This is a genomic window from Delftia sp. DT-2 (assembly GCF_028401915.1).
Taxonomy (GTDB): Bacteria; Pseudomonadota; Gammaproteobacteria; order Burkholderiales; family Burkholderiaceae_C; genus Comamonas; species Comamonas tsuruhatensis.
Genome location: NZ_JAQOTI010000014.1, coordinates 106,208 through 126,359, shown reverse-complemented (window position 1 = coordinate 126,359; position 20,152 = coordinate 106,208). Strand labels below are relative to the sequence as shown.

General features: G+C 65.0%; 21 protein-coding genes. All 21 read left to right on the top strand.

Annotation, left to right across the window (positions count from 1 at the left end):
* The first annotated feature begins 10 nt into the window (after positions 1 to 10).
* The 21 genes from PO605_RS23970 (at position 11) to PO605_RS23870 (ending at position 19,892) form a co-directional block, all read left to right on the top strand.
* Positions 11 to 232: a hypothetical protein gene (locus PO605_RS23970; RefSeq protein ID WP_272206967.1), complete on the top strand. Its 222-nt coding sequence runs from the start codon at positions 11 to 13 to the stop codon at positions 230 to 232.
* On the top strand, positions 229 to 669 hold the full coding sequence (locus PO605_RS23965) for a regulatory protein GemA (RefSeq protein ID WP_272206966.1): 441 nt from the start codon (positions 229 to 231) through the stop codon (positions 667 to 669). Before PO605_RS23970 ends, PO605_RS23965 begins: the two co-directional genes overlap by 4 nt.
* A complete protein-coding gene (locus tag PO605_RS23960) occupies positions 659 to 1,042 on the top strand; it encodes a Mor transcription activator family protein (RefSeq protein WP_016445051.1) in 384 nt (127 codons plus the stop codon). The genes PO605_RS23965 and PO605_RS23960 overlap by 11 nt, the downstream gene beginning before the upstream one ends.
* A gap of 86 nt (positions 1,043 to 1,128) precedes the next feature.
* On the top strand, positions 1,129 to 2,307 hold the full coding sequence (locus PO605_RS23955; protein WP_272206965.1) for a peptidase: 1,179 nt from the start codon (positions 1,129 to 1,131) through the stop codon (positions 2,305 to 2,307).
* A 28-nt stretch (positions 2,308 to 2,335) separates the two neighbouring features.
* The gene (locus tag PO605_RS23950) at positions 2,336 to 3,271 is read left to right on the top strand and encodes a major capsid protein (protein ID WP_272206964.1); all 936 of its coding nucleotides are present in this window, start codon (positions 2,336 to 2,338) and stop codon (positions 3,269 to 3,271) included.
* The gene (locus tag PO605_RS23945) at positions 3,268 to 3,693 is read left to right on the top strand and encodes a hypothetical protein (protein ID WP_272206963.1); all 426 of its coding nucleotides are present in this window, start codon (positions 3,268 to 3,270) and stop codon (positions 3,691 to 3,693) included. Before PO605_RS23950 ends, PO605_RS23945 begins: the two co-directional genes overlap by 4 nt.
* A 5-nt stretch (positions 3,694 to 3,698) precedes the next feature.
* Positions 3,699 to 4,025, top strand: a complete 327-nt coding sequence (locus PO605_RS23940; RefSeq protein WP_272206962.1) for a DUF2190 family protein — start codon at positions 3,699 to 3,701, stop codon at positions 4,023 to 4,025.
* A gap of 5 nt (positions 4,026 to 4,030) precedes the next feature.
* The gene (locus PO605_RS23935) at positions 4,031 to 4,537 is read left to right on the top strand and encodes a phage protein Gp36 family protein (protein ID WP_272206961.1); all 507 of its coding nucleotides are present in this window, start codon (positions 4,031 to 4,033) and stop codon (positions 4,535 to 4,537) included.
* Complete coding sequence (locus PO605_RS23930; protein WP_272206960.1) at positions 4,537 to 5,022, top strand: phage tail terminator protein; 486 nt, start codon at positions 4,537 to 4,539, stop codon at positions 5,020 to 5,022. The genes PO605_RS23935 and PO605_RS23930 overlap by 1 nt, the downstream gene beginning before the upstream one ends.
* A gap of 1 nt (position 5,023) precedes the next feature.
* Positions 5,024 to 5,788, top strand: coding sequence for a hypothetical protein (locus tag PO605_RS23925; RefSeq protein WP_272206959.1), 765 nt, complete (start codon positions 5,024 to 5,026; stop codon positions 5,786 to 5,788).
* An 81-nt stretch (positions 5,789 to 5,869) separates the two neighbouring features.
* Positions 5,870 to 9,532: a tape measure protein gene (locus PO605_RS23920; protein WP_272206958.1), complete on the top strand. Its 3,663-nt coding sequence runs from the start codon at positions 5,870 to 5,872 to the stop codon at positions 9,530 to 9,532.
* Positions 9,529 to 9,912, top strand: a complete 384-nt coding sequence (locus tag PO605_RS23915) for a hypothetical protein (RefSeq protein WP_272206957.1) — start codon at positions 9,529 to 9,531, stop codon at positions 9,910 to 9,912. Before PO605_RS23920 ends, PO605_RS23915 begins: the two co-directional genes overlap by 4 nt.
* A 1-nt stretch (position 9,913) precedes the next feature.
* Entirely contained in the window at positions 9,914 to 11,608 is a 1,695-nt protein-coding gene (locus tag PO605_RS23910) for a hypothetical protein (RefSeq protein WP_272206956.1), read from the top strand.
* Positions 11,609 to 11,616: 8 nt separating this feature from the next.
* On the top strand, positions 11,617 to 13,539 hold the full coding sequence (locus tag PO605_RS23905) for a hypothetical protein (protein WP_272206955.1): 1,923 nt from the start codon (positions 11,617 to 11,619) through the stop codon (positions 13,537 to 13,539).
* Between the two features lie 21 nt (positions 13,540 to 13,560).
* The gene (locus PO605_RS23900; protein ID WP_272206954.1) at positions 13,561 to 14,778 is read left to right on the top strand and encodes a hypothetical protein; all 1,218 of its coding nucleotides are present in this window, start codon (positions 13,561 to 13,563) and stop codon (positions 14,776 to 14,778) included.
* Between the two features lie 37 nt (positions 14,779 to 14,815).
* Entirely contained in the window at positions 14,816 to 16,258 is a 1,443-nt protein-coding gene (locus PO605_RS23895) for a LamG domain-containing protein (protein ID WP_189354190.1), read from the top strand.
* Positions 16,255 to 16,698, top strand: coding sequence for a hypothetical protein (locus PO605_RS23890; protein WP_133073422.1), 444 nt, complete (start codon positions 16,255 to 16,257; stop codon positions 16,696 to 16,698). The genes PO605_RS23895 and PO605_RS23890 overlap by 4 nt, the downstream gene beginning before the upstream one ends.
* Positions 16,695 to 18,587, top strand: coding sequence for a hypothetical protein (locus tag PO605_RS23885; protein ID WP_016450719.1), 1,893 nt, complete (start codon positions 16,695 to 16,697; stop codon positions 18,585 to 18,587). The genes PO605_RS23890 and PO605_RS23885 overlap by 4 nt, the downstream gene beginning before the upstream one ends.
* Entirely contained in the window at positions 18,580 to 18,801 is a 222-nt protein-coding gene (locus PO605_RS23880; protein ID WP_016450718.1) for a hypothetical protein, read from the top strand. The genes PO605_RS23885 and PO605_RS23880 overlap by 8 nt, the downstream gene beginning before the upstream one ends.
* A 52-nt stretch (positions 18,802 to 18,853) precedes the next feature.
* Entirely contained in the window at positions 18,854 to 19,180 is a 327-nt protein-coding gene (locus PO605_RS23875; protein ID WP_317616913.1) for a Com family DNA-binding transcriptional regulator, read from the top strand.
* On the top strand, positions 19,101 to 19,892 hold the full coding sequence (locus tag PO605_RS23870; RefSeq protein ID WP_016450717.1) for a DNA adenine methylase: 792 nt from the start codon (positions 19,101 to 19,103) through the stop codon (positions 19,890 to 19,892). The genes PO605_RS23875 and PO605_RS23870 overlap by 80 nt, the downstream gene beginning before the upstream one ends.
* Positions 19,893 to 20,152: the final 260 nt, after the last annotated feature.

Below are 20,152 nucleotides of genomic sequence, written 5' to 3'. Positions count from 1 at the left end.
AAATTTCAACATGCCATCTGATGCCGAAAAACACTGCCCGCTGTGCGACGAGAGCTGGCCGGCAGATACGGAGTTCTTCTACCCGGATCTCGCCAAGCGAGATGGGTTGTGCTTTTGCTGCAGGGCTTGCTACAAGAGCCGCTATCGCCCGACAGGCAATCGCACCAAGCAGCCGCTGCCGCCAATAGTCCGCCCCACCGATGCACTCGCCCAAGTCTGGAGCCTGCAATGACCGCCAACCACATCGCCGCAATCCACGCGCTCAAGTCCAAGCTGCAGCTGACCGACGATGACTACCGTGCCCTGCTGCGCAATCTGACGGGCGTGAACAGCAGCAAGGACATGACGGCCACGCAGCGCGAAGCCGTGCGCGACCACATGCAGGGCCTGGCCGAGCGCGCCGGCGTTGCCAAGCCAATGCGCAGCCGCCGCAACACGTTCGCGCAATCCAAGGAATCCGCCTCGCCGAGGGAGCGCAAGGTGTGGGCGCTGTGGCACCAGCTTTACCGTGACGGCAAGCTGCGCGACAACAGCGCCGCATCGCTCAATGCATTCGTGCAGCGCACGGTCAGCGTCTCGGCGCTGCGCTTCGCCACCAGCGCGCAGCTGGACACTGTTATCGAAGCGCTCAAGGCCTGGCAACAGCGAGGAGGTGCCGATGTCTCCTGACACGCAAGATCTGGAGCTGCTGCTGCCCACCGAGTACCCCGGACTCTGGCGCGACATGGCTGCCGCTATCTACTTACGGCTGCGCAGTGGTGGCGAGATCCCTGGAGATGCACGCTCGCATGCCCGCCTGGCAATGGCCCTGGCAGAGACCGTCGCCGAGGCCATCGGCGGCGACACGATCTATATTCCTGTCGGGCACTTCTTCCACAACGACACTCGCTCCCGCGCCTTGATTGCAGATTGCACACCGGGCACAAACTTGGCAGAGGTTGCCAGACGCCACGGCTACACGCCGGCCCGTGCGAAGCAGATCCTGCGCGATTGGGCGCGCGAGGACTTCCAGGCCCGCCAGGGCCACCTCTCGCTGGATTGATGCCCAGCGGCGTCCCGCGCCCTGACGCCGCTCCCTAGAAGCTGCCCTTCTAACACCCGCGCGCATGCACTCCGAAGATTCGGGGCATGACGCACACCACGGCTACCCCCAAACCCCTGCACATTTTCAAGCCCGGCCAGTGGACCACCACGGCCGGCGAAAAGATCGAGTTCAGCGAAGCCGATCTGCAGGCCAGTGCGCGGGCCTACGACCCCAAGAAATCCAAGGCCCCCATCGTGGTGGGCCACCCCAAGACGGACGACCCAGCGCAGGGTTGGGCCGCTGGGCTGACCGTGGGCGAGCGCGGCCTCTACGCAGTCCCTGAAAAAGTAGACCCCGAGTTCGCCGAAGCGGTCCGCGCTGGCCGCTACGGCACCGTCTCGTCAAAGTTCTACCGGCCCGACGACGCCAACAACCCCGTCCCCGGTGTCTGGTACCTGCGCCACATCGGCTTTCTGGGTGCACAGCCGCCCGCAGTGAAGGGCCTGGATGCCCCCGAGTTCGCTGATGGCGACGACGACGGCTGTGTGTGCTTTCAGGAGGGCATCGCATTTGGTGAATGGGATGCCATGACCTCCGCCAACCTGTGGCGCGGTCTGCGCGACTGGATCGTCTCCAAGTTCGGCCTGGAGGAGGCAGACAAGGTGCTGCCCAGCTACCAGGTCAGCTCCCTCGAAATCAATGCCAACCAGGACCTGCGCACGCAAGGCAATGCGGTGGCGTTCGCAGAAACCTCCGCGCTTCCCCGTCCCTCTCATCCACCCAAGGAGTCTGCTTTGAATGAACAAGAAGCCGCGCAGCTGCGCGAACAAAACGCCGCGCTGCAGCGGCAGGTCCAGGACGCGCAACAGCGCGAACACGAGCGCCAGGTCGAAGCCATCCGCCAGGACAACGTGGCTTTCGCCGAGGCGCTGGTGGGCCAGGCGCGCATCCCTTCCGCCATGAAGGACCAGGTCGCCGCCATCGGCGCCCAGCTGCAGGCCACGCCCGATGTCGAGTTCGGTGAAGGCGATGCCAAGAAGCCGCTGCATGTGCTGTTCCGCGAGCTCCTGCAGGCCCTACCCGCACAGGTTGAGTTCTCGGAGACCGCCACCCGCGATCGTGCAGCTGCGGCTGAGGCAGCCGGCACGGCCAGCACCCCGGTGGAGTTCGCCGAAGGCGCTGACCCTGAGCGCGTGCAGCAGGACCAGCGCATCCGCGCCTACGCCAAGAAGCACAGCGTGTCCTATGCGACGGCTGCGCACGCAGTGATGCGCCAAAAGTAATCCACCCCCATACCTCAAGGAGAAACACATGGGACGTTTGAGCAAACTGCGCGTGGTGGACCCGGTCCTCAGCGCGCTGGCCTTGGGCTACAGCAATGCCGCTTTCGTGGGCGAGCAGTTGCTGCCCTTCGTGACGCTGGACAAAGAGGGCGGCAAGATTCCAACATTCGGTAAGGATGCATTCCGCATCTACGCGACCGAGCGTGCATTGCGCGCCAAGTCCAACCGGATCAGCCCCGAGGACGTCGACGGCATTGACATCGCGCTGGACGAGCACGATCTGGAGTATCCGATCGACTACCGCGAAGACGCCGAAGCTGCGTTCCCGCTGCAGGCCCACGCGACCAATCGCGTCGTGGAAGGCATCCGCCTGCGCCACGAAGCCATGGTGGCCAGCATGACGCAGAACCCCAACAACTACCCGGTGGGCAACAAGATCGCGCTGTCGGGCTCCAGCGTGTTCACAGACCCCGACAGCGACCCCGAGGGGGTCGTGGATGACGGCAAAGCTGCTGTCCGCAACAAGATCGTCAAGGAACCGAACACCATGGTGCTCGGCTACAAGACCTGGCGCGCGCTCAAGCGCCATCCCAAGCTCAAGGCGATCCTGAGCGACCAACGCTCCCGCCTGGTGCAACTGGCTGACCTGCGCGAGATCTTCGAGATCGAGAACATCGTGGTGGGCAAGGGCATCTACGCCACCGACAGCGGCACCGTGATCGACCTGTGGGGCGGCACTCTGGTCATGGCCTACGTGCCCACGGCCGCACCGGCTGCTGCCGGCGATGCCCCCGTGCGCTCGGCCTACGAGCCCAGCTACGGCTACACGCTGCGCAAGCGCGGCAACCCGGTGGTCGACACCCGCACCGAAGACGGCAAGCTGGAAATCATCCGCAACACCGACATCTTCCGCCCCTACATGCTGGGCGCTGAAGCTGGCTACCTCGTGACGGGAGCGGCATGACCATGGCCAAAAGCAATCCACCCCAAAGGCCGGCAGCCGCAGTGACATCCGCCACCGATGTGGCCAAGGACACGACCGATACCACCGGGCAACTGCAGCAAAACGGCCAGAGCACTGCCGACAGCGTTGCAGGCACTGGTCAAGTCACCGCAGCAGAGACCGGCGCCGGTTCGGCCGGCAATGCTGCCGGCTCCGGCGACAACGCCCAGCTCCTGCCGGCTGGAGCTTCCGACCAGCTCGCCCAGCTGCAGCCCGACCAGGTACAGGGTGGTGATTCCATGAGGGCCTACATCGTGGGTTCCGTCCCAATCCGGCACAACGGCGAGTACTTCGGCCTCGGCGAGCGCATCGAGCTCACCGAGAGCGATGCATTCCGCCTGGGTGGCTTGGTCACGCTCGCCTCCCCTGACACGAAGGAATGACGCCCATGCAAACCGAACAGATCCTCATGGCCACCAGCGAAAAGGCCACAACAGCCCTCAAGCGCCAGCGCCTGGTGAACTTCCAGGGCGGCCAGGCCGGCGATGGCGAGGCCACGCTGGGCACGGCCAATGCCGACTACTCGGCAGGCGAGCAGGCAGGCGTCAACACCCACGGCTCGCTGCTGGTCGAAGCAGGTGCCGCCATCGCCCGTGGCGTGCAGGTCCAGTCCGACGCCCAGGGCCGCGCCATCACGCTGGCCGCAGGCGTGGCGGCCGGCCGTACCCGCGACGCTGCCACGGCAGCTGGCGAAATCATCCGCATCCTGCGCTGATCGCCATGGCCGCCTATGCATCCATCGCCGACCTGGTCAGTGCCGCCACAGGGGGCTGGACCGAGCTGGCGCAGCGCGCCGCGCCCGAGCAGGTGCTCGACGGCGCGCTGCTGCAGATCGTGGCCGCAGGCGGCGACACCAGCGAGTGGACGCCTGATGCCGTGGCGGCCGCAACGGCCGCGCTGGCCCGACTGCAGGATGCGCTGGAGCGCGCCAGCAGGCATGCCGACACCTACCTGTTCCCTCGCTACCGCGTCCGCATGCCGCTGTCCCCGGACCTGGTCCAGGGCAGCAGCCTGCCTGCGGCGGTGGCAGCGATCGCGCTCAAGCGCCTCTACGGCACCTCGGTGCCCGAGGATCTGCGCCGTGGGTCGGCCTGGGCGGATGACTACCTGGCCGGGTTGTCGAAGGGTACGGTCAGCCTGGGCGGTGGCGATGCCGACGTCGCGCAGCCGCCCGGCCGCATGGTCACGCGGGCGCCAGCCAGCGCCTTCGATTGGGGAGCGTATTGATGGCTACGACAACCGCAGCCGCCAAGGTGCACCCCAACAACTTCCTGGAGCCCGAGCCTCATATCGTCGCGCGCATCAAGTCGCTCCTGCCTGGCGTGCACGTCTTGACCGGCGCAGATCTGGCCGCAACGAAAGAAGAGTCGCAGCCGGTCCCTGCCGTGCATGTGATCTGGAACGGCTTTCGGGTACTGGAGACGCGGATTGACGGGCGAGTTTCTCGCCTCGATCACGAATGGCTGATCGTGTCTGCCGTGCGCAATGTGCGCGGGCTCAAGTCCGGCGCCGATGCGCGCGTCGAAGCCGGCGAACTGTCGGCCCGAGCAGGAGCCGCCGTGATGGGGTTTCGACCTCCGAACGTCGCAGGGCCGATGCGCCTGGCACCTTCGCCCGGCTCGGGCTACAGCCAGGCCGGCTATCTCTACTTGCCGCTCGCCTTCCTGGTGGAGTCGGTTTTCCAAAGCGCCGAATATCTCAAAGGAGCCTGACATGGCACTCGAAGTCACAAAGCAAATCTACAAACCGTCCATGACCGTGGGGCAGGTCTATGCACGCGTCTATGGCTCCGCCGGACTGCCGCTGCCGATCGGCAACGTCCTGGAGCTGGCCCTGGAGCATTCCGAGGATGTGCAGACCCAGGAAGACATGACGCGCCTGGGCGGCGGCACGCACGCCGAAGTGCGCCGGGTAAAGGAAGTGAAGCTCAAGGCCAAGCTGGCGGACCTGAACGTCGTCAACATGGCTCGCAGCGTCTTCGGCACTGTGGAAGCGATCGGCGCCGGCACGGTGCAGGCCGCGCCCTACATCGCCACGCGCGGCGGCCTGCTGCCGATCGCTCACATCAGCCCCACGGCCGTGGAGGTCAAGAAAGGCACCGATGCGGCCAGTGCGACCCCCGTGCCCATGGCTGGCAACTACGAAGTCCGGCCCGAGGGCATCTTCCTGCTCGCAGATGCGCCGGGCATCGCCGACTCGGACAAGCTCTGGGTGGACTACAGCTATGGGGCCTATGCGGCGATCGAGGCCCTGACAACCAAGGCCGTGGAGCTGAACCTGGTGTTCGGCGGCTTGAACGAGGCCGACAGTGGCAATCCGCAGGTCGTGGACATCTACCGCGCCAGCCAGGGCATCACCAAAGCCCTGACCCTCATCGGCAAGGGCTTCAACGCGCTCGACGTCGAGGGGACCGTGCTCATGGACCCGACGAAATCGGGGGACGGCGTCAGCCGCTACTACCGCACCCGCATGGGCTGATCACCACCGTCCGGCACCCGGGCCGCCGCCGCTGCATAGGCGGTGTGCGGCCCATCTTCTTTTTCTTGTTCGCCTTTCCCCATGTCCAACGACAACAAGCTCGAATTCCAAGTCAGCATCAAGCGCGACGGCGTGGGCGAGCTCGCACAGGACCTTGCCAAGGTCGAGGGCAGCGCGGCGGACTTGACGAGCGCCGGCACGCAGGCAGGCGCCTCCATGGACAAGCTGGGTGCATCGGCGAGCCAAGCGGGCACTGGGCTGGGACAACTGTCTCAGTCCGAAGGGAAGGCTGCACAGGAGAGTGCTGCACTGAGCGCGGAGCTTGAGGATGTTGCCAGGGCCGCTGAGTCCAAGTCACAGGCAATTCGGGCAGGTCTACAGGCAGCTCAATCGGAGATCGAGCTACAGCGGCGCCACCTGGACCTGGCACGCGATGAGCAGCAAGCAATTGCTCGCAGTGCTACCGCACGCGGCGATGAGTCCACCGCTGTGCAGGCTCAAAACCGCCTGCGCCAGATTGAGTCCGAGCAACTGGCGCTGGTCGCCGGCTCCAAGCGCGCGGAAGCCCAAGCCGTCCAGCTCGTTACCGATGCCCGCAGAGCGCAGTTGTCGGCAATCGGCCCGCTCACGGCTGCGCAAACCAAGGAACTGGAGGCGGCCGACAACCATGCTCGCGCGTTGCGGGTCGAGGCCGCCGCCGCTGACCAGGCATCAGCCCGTGCCCGCGACCTGGCTACCGCTCACGGGGCCACGGCAAGGGCTACAGATAGTGCCGCACAGAGCACTGAGCGCTACAAGGGTTCTTTGACCCAGATTGCTGGCGCCATCGCTGGGGCCTTCGCGGTGGACCGCGTGGTGGGCTATGCAAAAGGCGTCCAGGCCGTCGCCGACGACTACAAGAACCTGGAAGCGCGGGTACGCCTGGCCGTGGGAGCCAATGCCGATCTGTCTGCTGCCGTGCAAAGCATCGGCAAAGTCGCCCTCGACACCAACACAAATCTGAACGCTACAGCCCAGCTCTATGGACGCTTGGCAGCGAGCGCAAAAGAGCTTGGCATTACAAACAACCAGGCGCTGGCGGTCACCAAGACGATCAACCAGGCCATCCAGGTTGGCGGTGCATCGGCGCAGGCGAGTGAGGCGTCGGTTACGCAACTTGTGCAGGCGCTGCAGTCCGGCGTCCTGCGGGGCGACGAATTCAATTCGATCATGGAGCAGTCCCCCCGACTTGCGAAGGCTTTGGCCGATGGGCTCAATGTGCCTGTCGGAGCGCTGCGCGGCCTGGCTGAACAAGGCCAGCTCACATCGGCCAAGGTTGTCAAAGCGCTGCAGGGGCAATCTGCTGCCGTGGCCCAAGAATTCGGCACTCTGCCCCTGACTGTCGGCCGCGCGCTCACAAACCTGGAAACGCAGTGGACGCTGTTCATCGGCCGCCTGACGGGAGGTGCCGCCGAGAGTTCGATCGCGGCCCGTGCCATCGACGGCCTGGCTAACAACCTTGACACGCTGGCCGAGGTCGCGGCGCGCGCCGGCGCAACGCTGACCGCCGCGCTGGCGATTCAGGGCGTCCAGGCCCTGCGTGCATTCGCTTTGGAGATGGCAGCAACGGGCAAGGCTGCATCGCTGATGTCGCTGGAACTCTCCAAGATCCCAAAGACGATCAACATTGCGCTGGCCGTGACGGGCCTTGAAGTTGGCTGGCAGATCGGCACGATGCTGCGTGACAACTTCGAGCTCGCGCGCAAGTTTGGCGTCGGCCTTGCCGGATTTGCCCAGGCGCTGGTCAATGACCTGGTGCTGCTCAAAGAAGCCGCCGCTGCCGTATTTACGAGCGACACCGTCGACGCAGCTTTCGACCGCTATCTGCAGCGCGGCCGGGAGATGGACGCCATCCTGGCCGACATGTGGAAGGACGCGGAGACGGCGCCCGGCGCCGTGTCAGCTGCAGCCACCAGCGGAGCGGACAGCCTCGCGCGTCTGGGCGGCGCTGGTAGCGCAGCGGGCCAAGCCATCGCAGGTGGGGCCGCAGCTGGGGCCGCCGGCATTGGCCAGGTAGCAAAAGCCGCAGAGGATGCACGCGCCGCACTTGCTGGCGTTGCAGCGGCGATCAACACGAAGCCGGCCGCCGCGAGCCCCATCAAGGACATCGTTGAAGACCTGACCGCTGCAAAGCTGCGCGGCGTGGACCTTGAACAGCAGCTTCGCAAGCAACTGCCAGCTGCGATCGAGAAGCTGAGCGGACCCGAGCTCGTGAAATTTCGGGCCGAGTTCATCGCAGCGATGGACGCCGCAAAGTTGGCTCTGAGGGATGCCATCGACTCAAAAAAGCCAAGGGCTGAGATCGATGCGCTGCAAGCGAAGGTTGATAGCTTCCAGCGCGCTACGCGAACCGGGCTCATGCTGATAGCCGAGCAGGCGGCGAAAAACCTCGGCATTGATGTGCCCACGTCATTCGGGAAGATGAGCCAGGGTTTCGTGAATGCGCAGAGCGACCTCGCCGTGCTCATTCGTCAATTGCCAGACCTCAAAGCAGCAGGCATAGATACCGCAGTGGTCGTGTCTCAAGCACTGTCGAAGATGATCGACGGAGCCAAGAATCAAGCCGAGCTGGATGCGCTGACAAGCCGAGTGAAGACGCTGCGGCGTGAGTTGGGCGAGAAGCTCGCCGATGGTCTGCTGGACCAGGCGAAAGAGAAAGCCAAAGCGCTGCGGATCGAGCTCGAAGGCGCGCTTCCGGGCATCCAATCCGTGACCGAGGCCATGCGCTTGCTCGGTGTCACATCAGACGCGCAACTGCGGGATACAGCCAAGACTGCGAAAGAGGCGTACACGGCAATCACGGCCAGCGGGCAAGCCAGCGCTCGGGAACTCAGCGAGTCGTTCAAGCGTGCCGCTGACGCCGCCATCGCCGCAAACAACGGCATTGCGCCAACGTGGGTGCGCAGCGAGGCCGCCATCCGCGGCTTCAACCTGGAGACCGATCAGGCCGGCAAAAACATCCTCAAGGTGCGCGACAACATCGGCAGCGCTGCGGATGCGAGCCGGCGTGCGGGCGGCTCCATGGCAGGGGACTGGAAGGGCGTTGCATCGGCTGTCAAGGAAGCGGACGCCGCCCTGGCGGCCTACCAGCAGCGCGTCAAAGAAAAGTATGGTCGGCCCGGCGAAGGCGACAAGCCAGAGGAACTGGGCGAAGGCGTGCAGCGCATCGGCTCGGGATACCGCAACAAAGACGGTTTCACCTCGGACGCCAAAGGCAACAGTCAGACGCAGTTCCAATGGACGCGCGCGATGATCATCGACTACCTCAAGCAGGCAGGACTTGATGAAGCGGTCGCTGTCGAGCTGTCGAAGCAGTTCCTGGACGCAAACGGTGACGTGCCCTACGAGGCCTCGGACGTGCAAATCCGGTGGGGCGGCAGGAACAGCACGCTCGCATCAGCATTGGGCAAAATGGCCGAGTACTACAAGTACGACGACAGCGGCAAGCATGAAGCGGCCTACATGCTGGAGCAGGCAAAAGGCAAGCCCTCTACGCCCGCGCCCGGCCCGGCACCTGCACCTGCACCTGGTCCAGCACCAGCCCCCGGCCAGGGGGGCGATACGTACATCAACAACATCACGATCAACGGTGTCGAGCCCTGGGGCTTCCTGAAGGGCACGACGAGCCACACCAGCAAGCAGAGTGCAGACACTGAGGTCGACCTCATGCGCAAGCTGGCACAGGCGAAGGGAGTGGCGCAATGATCACGATCACCCGCGCCGGCACCACGCTGGATCTGTCCGACCGCCTCATCTGGACAGATGAGTACGCATGGAGTCCTGCCGTCACAGAGACGCGCTACAGCACCAGCGGCGCGCTGCATGTGCACGTCGGCCTGCGCCAGGCCGGGCGGCCGATCACGCTGGACGGCCGCGACTCCCAGGCATGGATTTCACGGGCGTTGTGCGACCAGCTCAGGGCCTGGCAGGGCATGCCTGGCGCCACGTTCCAGCTCATCGTGCGCGGCGCCCCGCGCACCGTGCTGTTCCTGGAGTTCCAGGCCGATCCGATATGGCGCCTGCTGGATGGAGAGCACACCTCCGAACTGCAGTACGTGCCGTCTTTTAAGTTCATGGAGATCTGATATGGCCCTGCTCGCAGGCGACATCCGTTTCGCACGCTCTGCCAATATGGCCGACGTGCCCGAGGGCGGCGGTCCGCCGTCTTCCCAACTGCTCACATCGGGCCGGTCAAACGAGATTTTTCCAGACATTTCCGAAGAGACCAGGACCACCGGCCGCGTCGAGATTTACCAGGTCTTCGGCGTGCTCAGGAATACGGACCGCACGCCATTCATGGGCTGCAACGTGATCCTTGCCGAGCCCCCTGCAGACCCCAATGTCTCTGTCACGCTGCTGTCGCTCAAGAGCCCCTTTGCGACGCGCGCCGATATCGCAAAGCGCATCGAATCCGGCATGGCAGCCGGCAGTGAGTTCGCGGGCTACCTGCTCGAAAACCACTTCACGACGATGCGCAGCATCCAGGTTTTCCAGCGCCCTGGCATGCCGCCACCGGCCATCGGCCGCACTTTCGTCCTGGTCTACAACGAGGGCCAGGCTGGCGAGCGCCGGCAGCGCATTCGCATCAAAGCGACGGACACCGTGACCCGCATGTTCACAGAGACCTCAGGCGGCCAACTGGTGGACTTCCTGGCCCAGGTCACGACGTGCGAGCTGTTCGACGGCCTGCTCTACGACTTCCCGGGCTCGCCTGCAGCGCGCACCTTCGCACGTGCCGCAGGCAAGACGCTGACGCGCGAGACCGTCTACAGCGACTCGGGACTTTTTTACAGCGCCACTCGTCTGACCGTGGCGAGCCAGATCAATGACGCCTGGCTCCAGCTCGCCAGCATTTACACGCAAGTCGTGCCCAACAGCCGCTCCGAGGTGGCCTCGGTCGACCAGATGCCGGCCGCGCGCCGAACGATCCTGCTCGCAGACGCGCCGCGTCGCGTGGAAGTGGGCATCACGCCCCATACACAGCGATATGTAATCGATGAAGCCAGCGCGGGCCTGACCTTCGTCTGGCAATGCAACCCGTTGCCTGAGCCCGGCACGATCTTCATCGACTTCTGGGCCCTGGGCCAGCGCTACACCCTGACCGATGACGGCAACGGCAAGCTGGTGGGCGCAGGCGGCGGCGCGGTCAACTATTTGACGGGCAGCATCAGCGCGACGCTCAAGTCCATCCCCGATATCGGCAGCTCCATCGCGCTGACCCATGGTGCCCGCGTTTCGTACAACAACCGCGCCAACCAGGGTGCTGCCATCCGCCCGCCTGAGTTCTGCTGGGTCGTGGGTGGCCAGGACGAAGCCACAAAGTACGACCGCATCGTCCCCGGCACCCTGGTCGTCAAGTACACAAGCGGCGGTGTTGTGCGGACAGTCACAGAAGCCGGCGCGGGCAAGCTCGCGGGCGACGCTACGGGCGTTGTGGACTACCACAGCCGCACTGTGCTGCTGCGGCCGAAGTTCATGCCGGACCCGGGCGCCGAGCTGCAGGTCGACTGCCAGCTCGAAACCCTGGTGACCGAGTTCATCAGCGGGGGGCCTGACGCCACAGGGATCGCGGCTTTCAGCCTGGCGCAGCAGCCTGCGGCCGGGACGTTGCAAATCGAGTGGTGCGTTGCGCGTGCGGTGAGCCAGACCGCAGGCGGCAACTTGACCACCACGACATCGAGCAAGACCGCAGACGTGAACTACATCTTCAAAGCGACGCCGGAATGGCAAGAGCCACAGTCGCCCGGTCAAAACATCGCCATTCGTGCAGCATACGTATAGGACGCCCCATGGCCTACGAGATGATCCTCCGCCCCGTGGCGGTCACAACAACAAACGGCAGCAGCGCGAGCCTCTCTGAACAGAGTGGCACCACGGCCGATAACCGCCTGGTCTCTATCAAGACGGTAACCGACGACGGCGCAGGACGCTTCGCCGCAGCCTTGGGCACCGTGGACTATGCGGGCAAGCAGGTCCAGCTCAAGATGATCGAGTTCGACCGCAAGACGGAGTCCTACCGCAGCGACTTCGAGGACGCAAAACAGTTCTCGCGGGCGGTGGGCGATGGCTCGGGCGTCTGGCAGGACAACGGCAAGAAGGGCGGCGAATATGGGACCGCGAGCGTCGGCGAGGAGATGCTCGGGGGCTCCAGCATCGTCGCACGCTATCGCGTCGGTGCCGGCGTGCCGCGCAATCACAGCGAGACCTACAAGCCCGCCGAGGTCACGATGGATCTGTGCCCGTACACGTCGCAGCGCGTCGTTGCCGGCAGCGTGCAGTTTCGCTGGATGGGCCAGACCTACGTCGACTTCGAGGGCGTGATCTATCGCGGCCGCACTGACACGGACCCTGGCATTGCCAGCGGCAAGATCGACTACGCGGCAGGCACCGTGGGCATGTACGACTATGTCGTCGGCGGGTCTGGTGCAACGGACTTTCAGCTGCAGAGCCTGTGGACGCAGGCGGGCCAGTGGTCCACGGCCAGCGTGTTTTTCAATACGGACGCCGCACCGCTGCGGGCAGGCGCGGGCGGCTTCGTGCTGACGGTGGTGGACACGCGCGGCAACACGCTGACGGCCAACGTCGACGCGCAGGGCAACATCACGGGCTCGCACATGTGGGGCCGCGTCGACTTCAGCCGTGGCGGCGTCCAGCTCATGTTCGGCGACTTCGTGCTCGACACCAGCCTCACAGCCGAAGACAAGGCCGAGTGGTGGTACAGCGCGGCCGATGTTGGCGCAGTGCAGCCAGGCAGGATCTGGCGGCCCTGGCCAGTCGACCCGACCACGCTGCGCTACAGCGCGGTGAGCTATATCTATCTGCCGGTCGACGTGACGCTGATGGGCATCGACCCTGCAGCGCTGCCATCGGACGGCCGCGTCGCGTTTGCCCGGCCGGGCGACACGTGTGTCATCGGCATCACGCATGGCGGCGTCCAGTTTGTGCCCGAAGTGGGCCAGACAATCAACCTGGGCCATCAGCGTTTGTCGTTCGTCCAGGTGCTGGACGCGGCCACGGGCGCAGAGATCCGCACGGGCTACACGGCTGATCTCGACGCCGGCACCGTCAAATTCACCGACCTGGCCGGCTACCCAGCCGCCGTCAAAGTCATCGGTCGCACCGAGGTCTACCGGCAGATCGCAGAGGTTCGCATCGACGGCAAGGTCAAGCTCACGCAGCCCGTGGGCTATGCCTTTCCTGCTGGGGCCGTGTTCTCGACCGCGCTGCGCTTCGGCGACCGCTTCGCCCGCGTCTCCCGCGTGTACGACCAAGCGAGCTGGAACGGCACGACCTGGTATGACGGCCTGGACCCTTCCAAGGGCGAGGCCACGGCCACATACCGGCACAACGATTTCCCTATCGAGGTCTCCAACCTCGGCGCCATCACCGAGCGATGGGCGCTGCGCATCCGACAAGACGGCAGCACGTTCGACTTGATTGGCCAGCACCTGGGCCAGATCGCCAGCGGCAGCATCAACGCGGACTTCGCACCTCTCAACGCTGCGGCCGGAGCGCCGTACATGCGTGTGCGCTCAGAAGGCTGGGGCGCCGGCTGGGTCGGGGGCAATGTGGTGTTCATCGACACCATCGGCGCCGAGGCCGCCATCGACCTGGTCCGCTGCACACAGCCATCGAGCCCGGCCGGCATTGATGACCGCTGCTGGATCGTCCAGCGCGGCGACGTGGGCCGCGCGCCCGAGGCTTCCTTCTAAAACAATTCAGAGAGCACACACATGGCATCCCCTGTCGATACCTCCGTCAAGCACTTCCTCAGTTCAATGACCGGCGCCCCGGCGCTGAGTGGCACCGTGGGTTCGTACATCGCCCTGCTCGACGCGCTGCTTGTGACCGGCTTTGACACCAAGACGCTCACGTCGCTGACCGTCTCGGGCGGCGTCGCCACGGCCGCGTTCTCCGGTCAGCACAGTGCCATCGTGGACTCGGTGATCCTCGTCGCGGGCGTAGCGGGTGGTCCCGCTGGCTGGGCCGGGCACAACGGCGAGCAGAAGGTGACGGCCGTGGGCGCCGGCCTGGTGCGTTTTGCGACGACGCTGCCCGATGGCACATACACGGGAACGATCACGATCAAGATGGCACCAGCTGGCTGGGTCAAAGCGTTCACGGGCACGAACATCGCCGTGTACCAGTGCGCGGACCCGCAGTCGAGCAAGATGCTGCTACGCGTCGATGACACAAGCACCATGTGGGCGCGAGTTCGCGGGTTCGAGACAATGCAAGATGCGAACACAGGCACTGGCTTATTTCCACTCGATAGCCAGCAAAGCGGCGGCGGCTACTGGCCGAAGGCAAGCACAGCGAACAGCAATCCTGTGGGTTGGGCTTTTGCGGCAGACAGTCGATTCTTTTACATCTCGACGCTGCCAGGCACTGCCAACGCTGCAAATCGGCAGATCGGGAATATCCGCGCGTTCGGTGATCCTGTCGTAACACGGCCATCGGGCGATGCATACGCTTGCTTGCTCAACTACTCAACTTCAGGCACCAGCTACTCCCAGTACGACAACTGTTTGTCTTCGACTACGCCGGGGGTTTCTGCGTGCGCGCGTGCGTACTCGGGGCTTGGGTCGTGCGTGCTGCACAAGCTCATTGTGTGGGGAGCGGGGGGTGTCTCGCCTACCCAAATTAGCGGCGTCACCAACGTTCACGGTGCATTTCCAAACCCCATCGATGGCGGCCTCTACCTGACGCGACGCGTCATCTCTACTGCTGACAACAACTTGCCAAGGGCGGAGATCCCAGGGTCCTATCAAATGCTGCAGTCCGCCGGCTATGACAGCTTCCGCTCTGGCGACAAGGTTCCCGGCACGGGTGCGCTCACTGGAAAAACTCTGGTAGCAGTGCACGGCGCGGGCGGCAGCAACTTCGACAACACCTCTTCGAGCGGCAACACTAGCGTCTTGTTCATTGACGTGACCGGGCCTTGGCGCTGACACCATGGCAGCACATCGCTACTGGCGCGCCTGGGGCATGGAGCCCTACGACAACGGCGCGGTGATCGAACTGACAGAGTTCCAGCTTCTCGCCGGAACAACGCGCGTGGATGCTTCAGCCACGCTCACGGCAAGCAACGGCGCCAACGTCGCCGCGCTGTCAGATGGTTCGGCTGTCTCGTCGGTCAGCCTGCCGCGCGGGGTGACGTTGATCTGGGATTTTGGAGCGTCGCCGCAGGACGTGACAGACATCCGCCTCGGCTCGTCTGCCAACCCGCTGCGCTTTTCTCTCATGGCGACCCTGCAATGGTCCGACGATGGCGCGCTGTGGACCACTGCATGCAGCTACTGGGGTATCGCATGGCCCGGCCCGCGAGCCCTGACTGCAAGCGCCATGGGCTTTCCGCGCACGCCAACCAACGAGGCTGTGCAATTGCTCATCGACTTTGAAGCAGATACTTCGGTGCCACGCAACCTGGCGTTCGGTGGTGCTCAACTTGTCCAGTACGGCGGCTCGTCAGCTGCCCGCAGCACTGCACAAGCCCGGTTCGGCGCAGCTTCATGGTTCGCAGGCAACGATACAAGCCGCATCCAGGTCGACGGATTCAGCTATGGAGGCGGGGACTTCACGCTACAAGCATGGTCGTACTTCACGGGGCCGACAGCAACCACCTGGTCGCACTTGCTTCAGCTCGGCTCTGACCTCAACAATCGGGCCAACATCGGCGTCTATAACGGCAAGTACGTGCTGTATGCGACCAACGGTTCGGCAACGCTCAATCCTGGTACCGGGCGGGCCGTGCAGCCCAACACCTGGGTGCACCTTGCGCTCGTCCGTGCGGGATCGATATACACGATGTTCGTGGACGGCGAAGCGGCTTTTACCGGGTCGAGTCCGGCAGGGCCTGCGGCGTTTGCCAGCGGCAGCATCGCGCTCGGTATGCAGCAGTTCAATGGCGTTTCTTCGGACCGATGGCTCGGCTGGATCGACGATGTCTGCTTCAGCCCCCGCGCAGAGTACACGGGGCCGTTCGCTGTGCCTTCATTGCCTCTCAGCGCCCAGGCATCGACCATCTTGCTCAACCGCGTCGCAGGCCGAGCCTTGTCTTCCGGGTTTGTCGTAGCTTCACCTGGCGGCGCTATGCCACCGACTGGCGAAACTCTCCTCGGGCTTGTAGGCAAGTCCAGGACCAACTATTTGTTCGACAGGGCAGCCAACGGCCGCATTCGTGGCACGGTCGAGCGCGATGCGTCCCCTGCAGACGTGCCTCTGCGTAGGCGCGTCAGCCTGCTGCGTGACATCGACATGATGATCGTGGCTCAGCAGTGGAGCGATGCCATGAGCGGAGCCTACGACTTCCAGTACATCGAGACCGACCACGCTTACACGGTCATCGCTCACGACTACGAGCACAACTACCGCGCGGTCATCGCCGACAACCTGAGCCTGGTCACGGGCGGCATGGAGCTGATGCCATGAGCGCGCCAGCAAGCGATTGGGAGATCACGCAAACGACGGCCTTGGCGCAACTGGCTGCGATGCTGACACGCGCAGACACCGGGCCTGGCCGGGCCAGCTTGGCGCTTTTCTCGACAGCCAGGCCAGCGCTGATCACGGACCCGCATGCGGATGCGCCCCAGGCCGAGATCGTCCTGGCCAAGCCCAGCGGCAACATCATCGGCAGCAGCCTGGTGCTGTATGTGGAGACGCCTGCAGGCGCCATGGTGCAGTCCAACGGCCTGCCGCGCTGGGCAGAGTGGCGCGCGGCCGATGGTGCGGTGCTGGCGCGCTGCGATGTGACGGACATGGACCACGGCGGCGGCCTGCGCGTCATCGGTGGCGCCACGCCCGAGGGCGAGACGTCGCCCATGCTCTACACGGGCGGACTGGTCCAGCTCGGATTGGTGGCCCTGTCATGACAGAGGGCACCAGGCTCCTGTTTCGGTCGCCCCTGCACCTGGGCAGCCCCGTGCCCCTGGTGTTCGGGCGCGACGATGGGAGCACGCCCCCGCCCGTCACGGTCGAGGGCGGTGGGCGCATCACGGGCCTGCGCGGCCACATCCGCGCCCGCGTGGCAGTCCGCGCCTTTGGGGCCGGCCGCGTGACTGGCCTGCGCGGCCACATTCGCACGCAGTGGGACGCGAACGTGAGCCGAACGACGCGGGCCGAGCTGGGCACGGAATGGCAGACGGCTGCGCCCCTCGCGCAAGCGCTGGAGACGGGATGGCAGGAGACCGCGCAACTGCGCGTCGCGTGTGCCATTGCATGGCAGCCTGGCGACGGTCTGCGGACGGGAGAGATTGCTGCTTGGCATGAAACGCTGCGTATGCGTGCCACCGTGGCGAGCGCTTGGCAAGAGGGCGAGGCCCGGCGTGCGGCGGTTTACACCGCCTGGCATGAGGCCCTGCGCGTCCGTGCGGCCAGTGCCAGTGCATGGCAGCCTGGTGACGGTCTGCGGGGCGGCCTGGTCGCCGAGTACCAGGAAGCGCTGCGCCTGCGCGCGGCCGTGGTCGGCACCTGGCAAGAGGCCGTGCCTCGCTCCGAGTGGCTGCGCACGGGCTTCGGCGACGCGGAGCGCTGGCGCATCGTTCTGGATGTTCATTGGCAGGAGGCCATCCGGCCCGCGTCAGGCGAGAGCCCGGTTGTCGTGCCCCCTGGCAAGACTCCGTGCTACGTGCCCAGCTCGCCAGTACGCCTGCTGTTTCGGCTGCCGGCAGTCGGCGGCCGACCGACGCGCCTCGTTTTCATCTGCGAGGACCGCAACACACCCACGCCCGGCATCGTGGTGCCGCCCAGAAGGACCTACATCGTGATCAATTCAGTCGAGATCCGGCGCGCTGACGACCTGGCCGGCGCCCCCCTGCCCAGCGAGAGCTTCCAGATGTCGCTCAACCGGCAGTCGTGGACCTGGACGTTTTCCGCCAGCTTCCACGCCTCGGCGCGTGACGCGCTCATGCCCGGCACGGGCGGCCAGCCCGTCGAGCTGGAGGTGCGCGTGAACGGCCAGCCCTTCCGGCTGCAGGGCGAGCGCATCGGCCGCAGCAAGCGGTTTCCCGAGCACCTTGTCACTGTCTCGGGCCGGGGCAAAGCTGCGCTGCTGGACGCGCCGCATGCGCCCGTGCAGACGTTCACGCACACGCTGGACCGCACGGCGCAGCAGCTCATGAGCGAGGTGCTGACTGTCAATGGAGTGGGCTTCGGCTGGGCAGTGGATTTCCAGCTCACTGACTGGCTTGTTCCTGGTGGTGTCTGGATGCACCAGGGCACCTATATCAGCGCGTTGACAGATATCGCAGGCAGCGTAGGCGGCTACCTGCAGCCGCACGACACGGACCCCGTCCTGCACGCGCTGCCAGCCTGGCCGCTGCCCTGGTGGCGGTGGAACGAGTTGGCGCCTGACATCGATCTGCCGGAGGGCATTGCCGAGGTGGGCGAGACAGAGGTGATCGATGTCCCCGAGTACAACCGCATATTCGTCGCGGGCGAGGCAGGCGGCGTGATGGGCGACCTGACCCGCGCCGGCACGGCTGGAGACGTGCTCAAGCAGCCAATGGCCGTGCACCCACTGATTACGACCATTGGCGCCGCCAAGGCCCGCGCGATTGCCGAGCTGGCCGAATCCGGCCGCCAGCTCAAGCACAAGATGACGTTGCCCGTGCTGGCCGAGACCGGCGTGATCAAGCCTGGCCGCGTGCTGCGCTACTACGACGACGCCGGCACCAGGCGCCTGGGCATCGTGCGCGGCACGTCGATTTCGCAGCAGTACCCCGTGCTGACGCAGGCGCTGGAGGTCGACAGCCATGTCTAACCTCTACCTGCAGCTGAAGGAGATCCTCGCACCTGGCCGGGTCCAGATTGGCAAAGTGGTGGCTGTTGCCGATGGCGCGGTCACTGTGGAACTGCCCGGTGCTGGCCGGGTGCGTTCCAAGGGCCAGGCCGCCGAGGGGGCCAGTGTTTTTGTTTTGGAAGGAGTGATACAGGGGCCTGCGCCCGATCTGCCTGTATATGTAGACGTGATCTAAAAAAAGACGGGCGACCCGGCCAGGTGCGGTAACACCGGGCCGAGCCCCGAACATGCAGAACGAGCCTGCAAGCCCGGCAAGGCCCGCCACCCTCGCGAGAGCGGCGCCAGCATACCGGATTTTCCGTATAGGAAAGAGGCTTGCAATGGAAGAAATACGCTGCGGCTCCTGCCGCCGCAAGTTGGGCGAAGGGGTTTTCTCCCGCCTGGCAATCAAGTGCCCCAGGTGCGGGGCATTCAATCAGCTGAGCGCCTCGAGCGCCACACCAGAGCCCCAGAGCGGGCCGACAGCTGAGATAAATGACAAACCCAATCATTCCCTGGATCGGCGGCAAGCGCCGCCTCGTCGACCTGCTCCTGAAGCGGTTTCCCCACCATAGCTGCTACGTCGAACTCTTCGCGGGCGGCGCGGCCGTCTACTTCGCCCGTCACCCGGCCGACGTCGAGGTGCTGAACGACGTGAATGGCGACCTGGTCAATCTCTACCGTGTTGTCACGCACCACCTGGAGGAATTCGTCAGGCAGTTCAAATGGGCGCTGACGAGCCGCCAGGTGTTCAAGTGGCTACAGGAGACCAGGCCGGAAACGCTCACAGATGTGCAGCGTGCGGCGCGCTTCTTCTATCTGCAGCAGCACTGCTTCTCGGGCAAGGTCAGCGGACAGACCTTCGGTACGGCGACCACTGCGCCGGCGATCAATCTGCTCAGGATTGAAGAAACGCTGTCAGCAGCGCATTTGCGCCTTGCGGGCGGCACATACGTCGAGCAGCTCGACTGGGCGGCGTGCATCGACCGCTACGACCGGCCGCACACGCTCTTCTACGCTGACCCTCCCTACTGGGAGACAGAGGGCTACGGCGTGCCGTTTCGCTGGGAGCAGTACGAGCTGATGGCCGCCAAGCTCAAGACGATCAAGGGCAAGGCCGTGGTCAGCATCAACGACCACCCCGAGATCCGTGAGTGCTTCAAGGATTTCGACATGGAAGCTCTCAAGCTGGACTACACCGTGGGGGGCGGGGCAAATCGCGTGGAACGCGGCGAACTGGTGATCTACAGTTGGGACCGGGAGGCCGAGCCGGCTGGGCTGTTTTGATGCGGCTCAGAATGCGCTGGAACCAAGCGGCGGAACTGCGAGATCCACTTCGGCCTGTACCGCAGACATAGCCCGGTATACCGCTGCTGTCATCTCTGGGGAGGCCCCTGCGCACGATATCGTCCAGTTCGTGTCCGCCGCGTTTTGTCCTGGCGGCAAGGGCTGCACTGAGATATAGGGAATGTCCGCGAGCATTCCGTCGAGCGCTCTGTCTACGTAGAGTCGCTGGTGGATGCTCTCCCGTATCTCGTCTGCTGTCT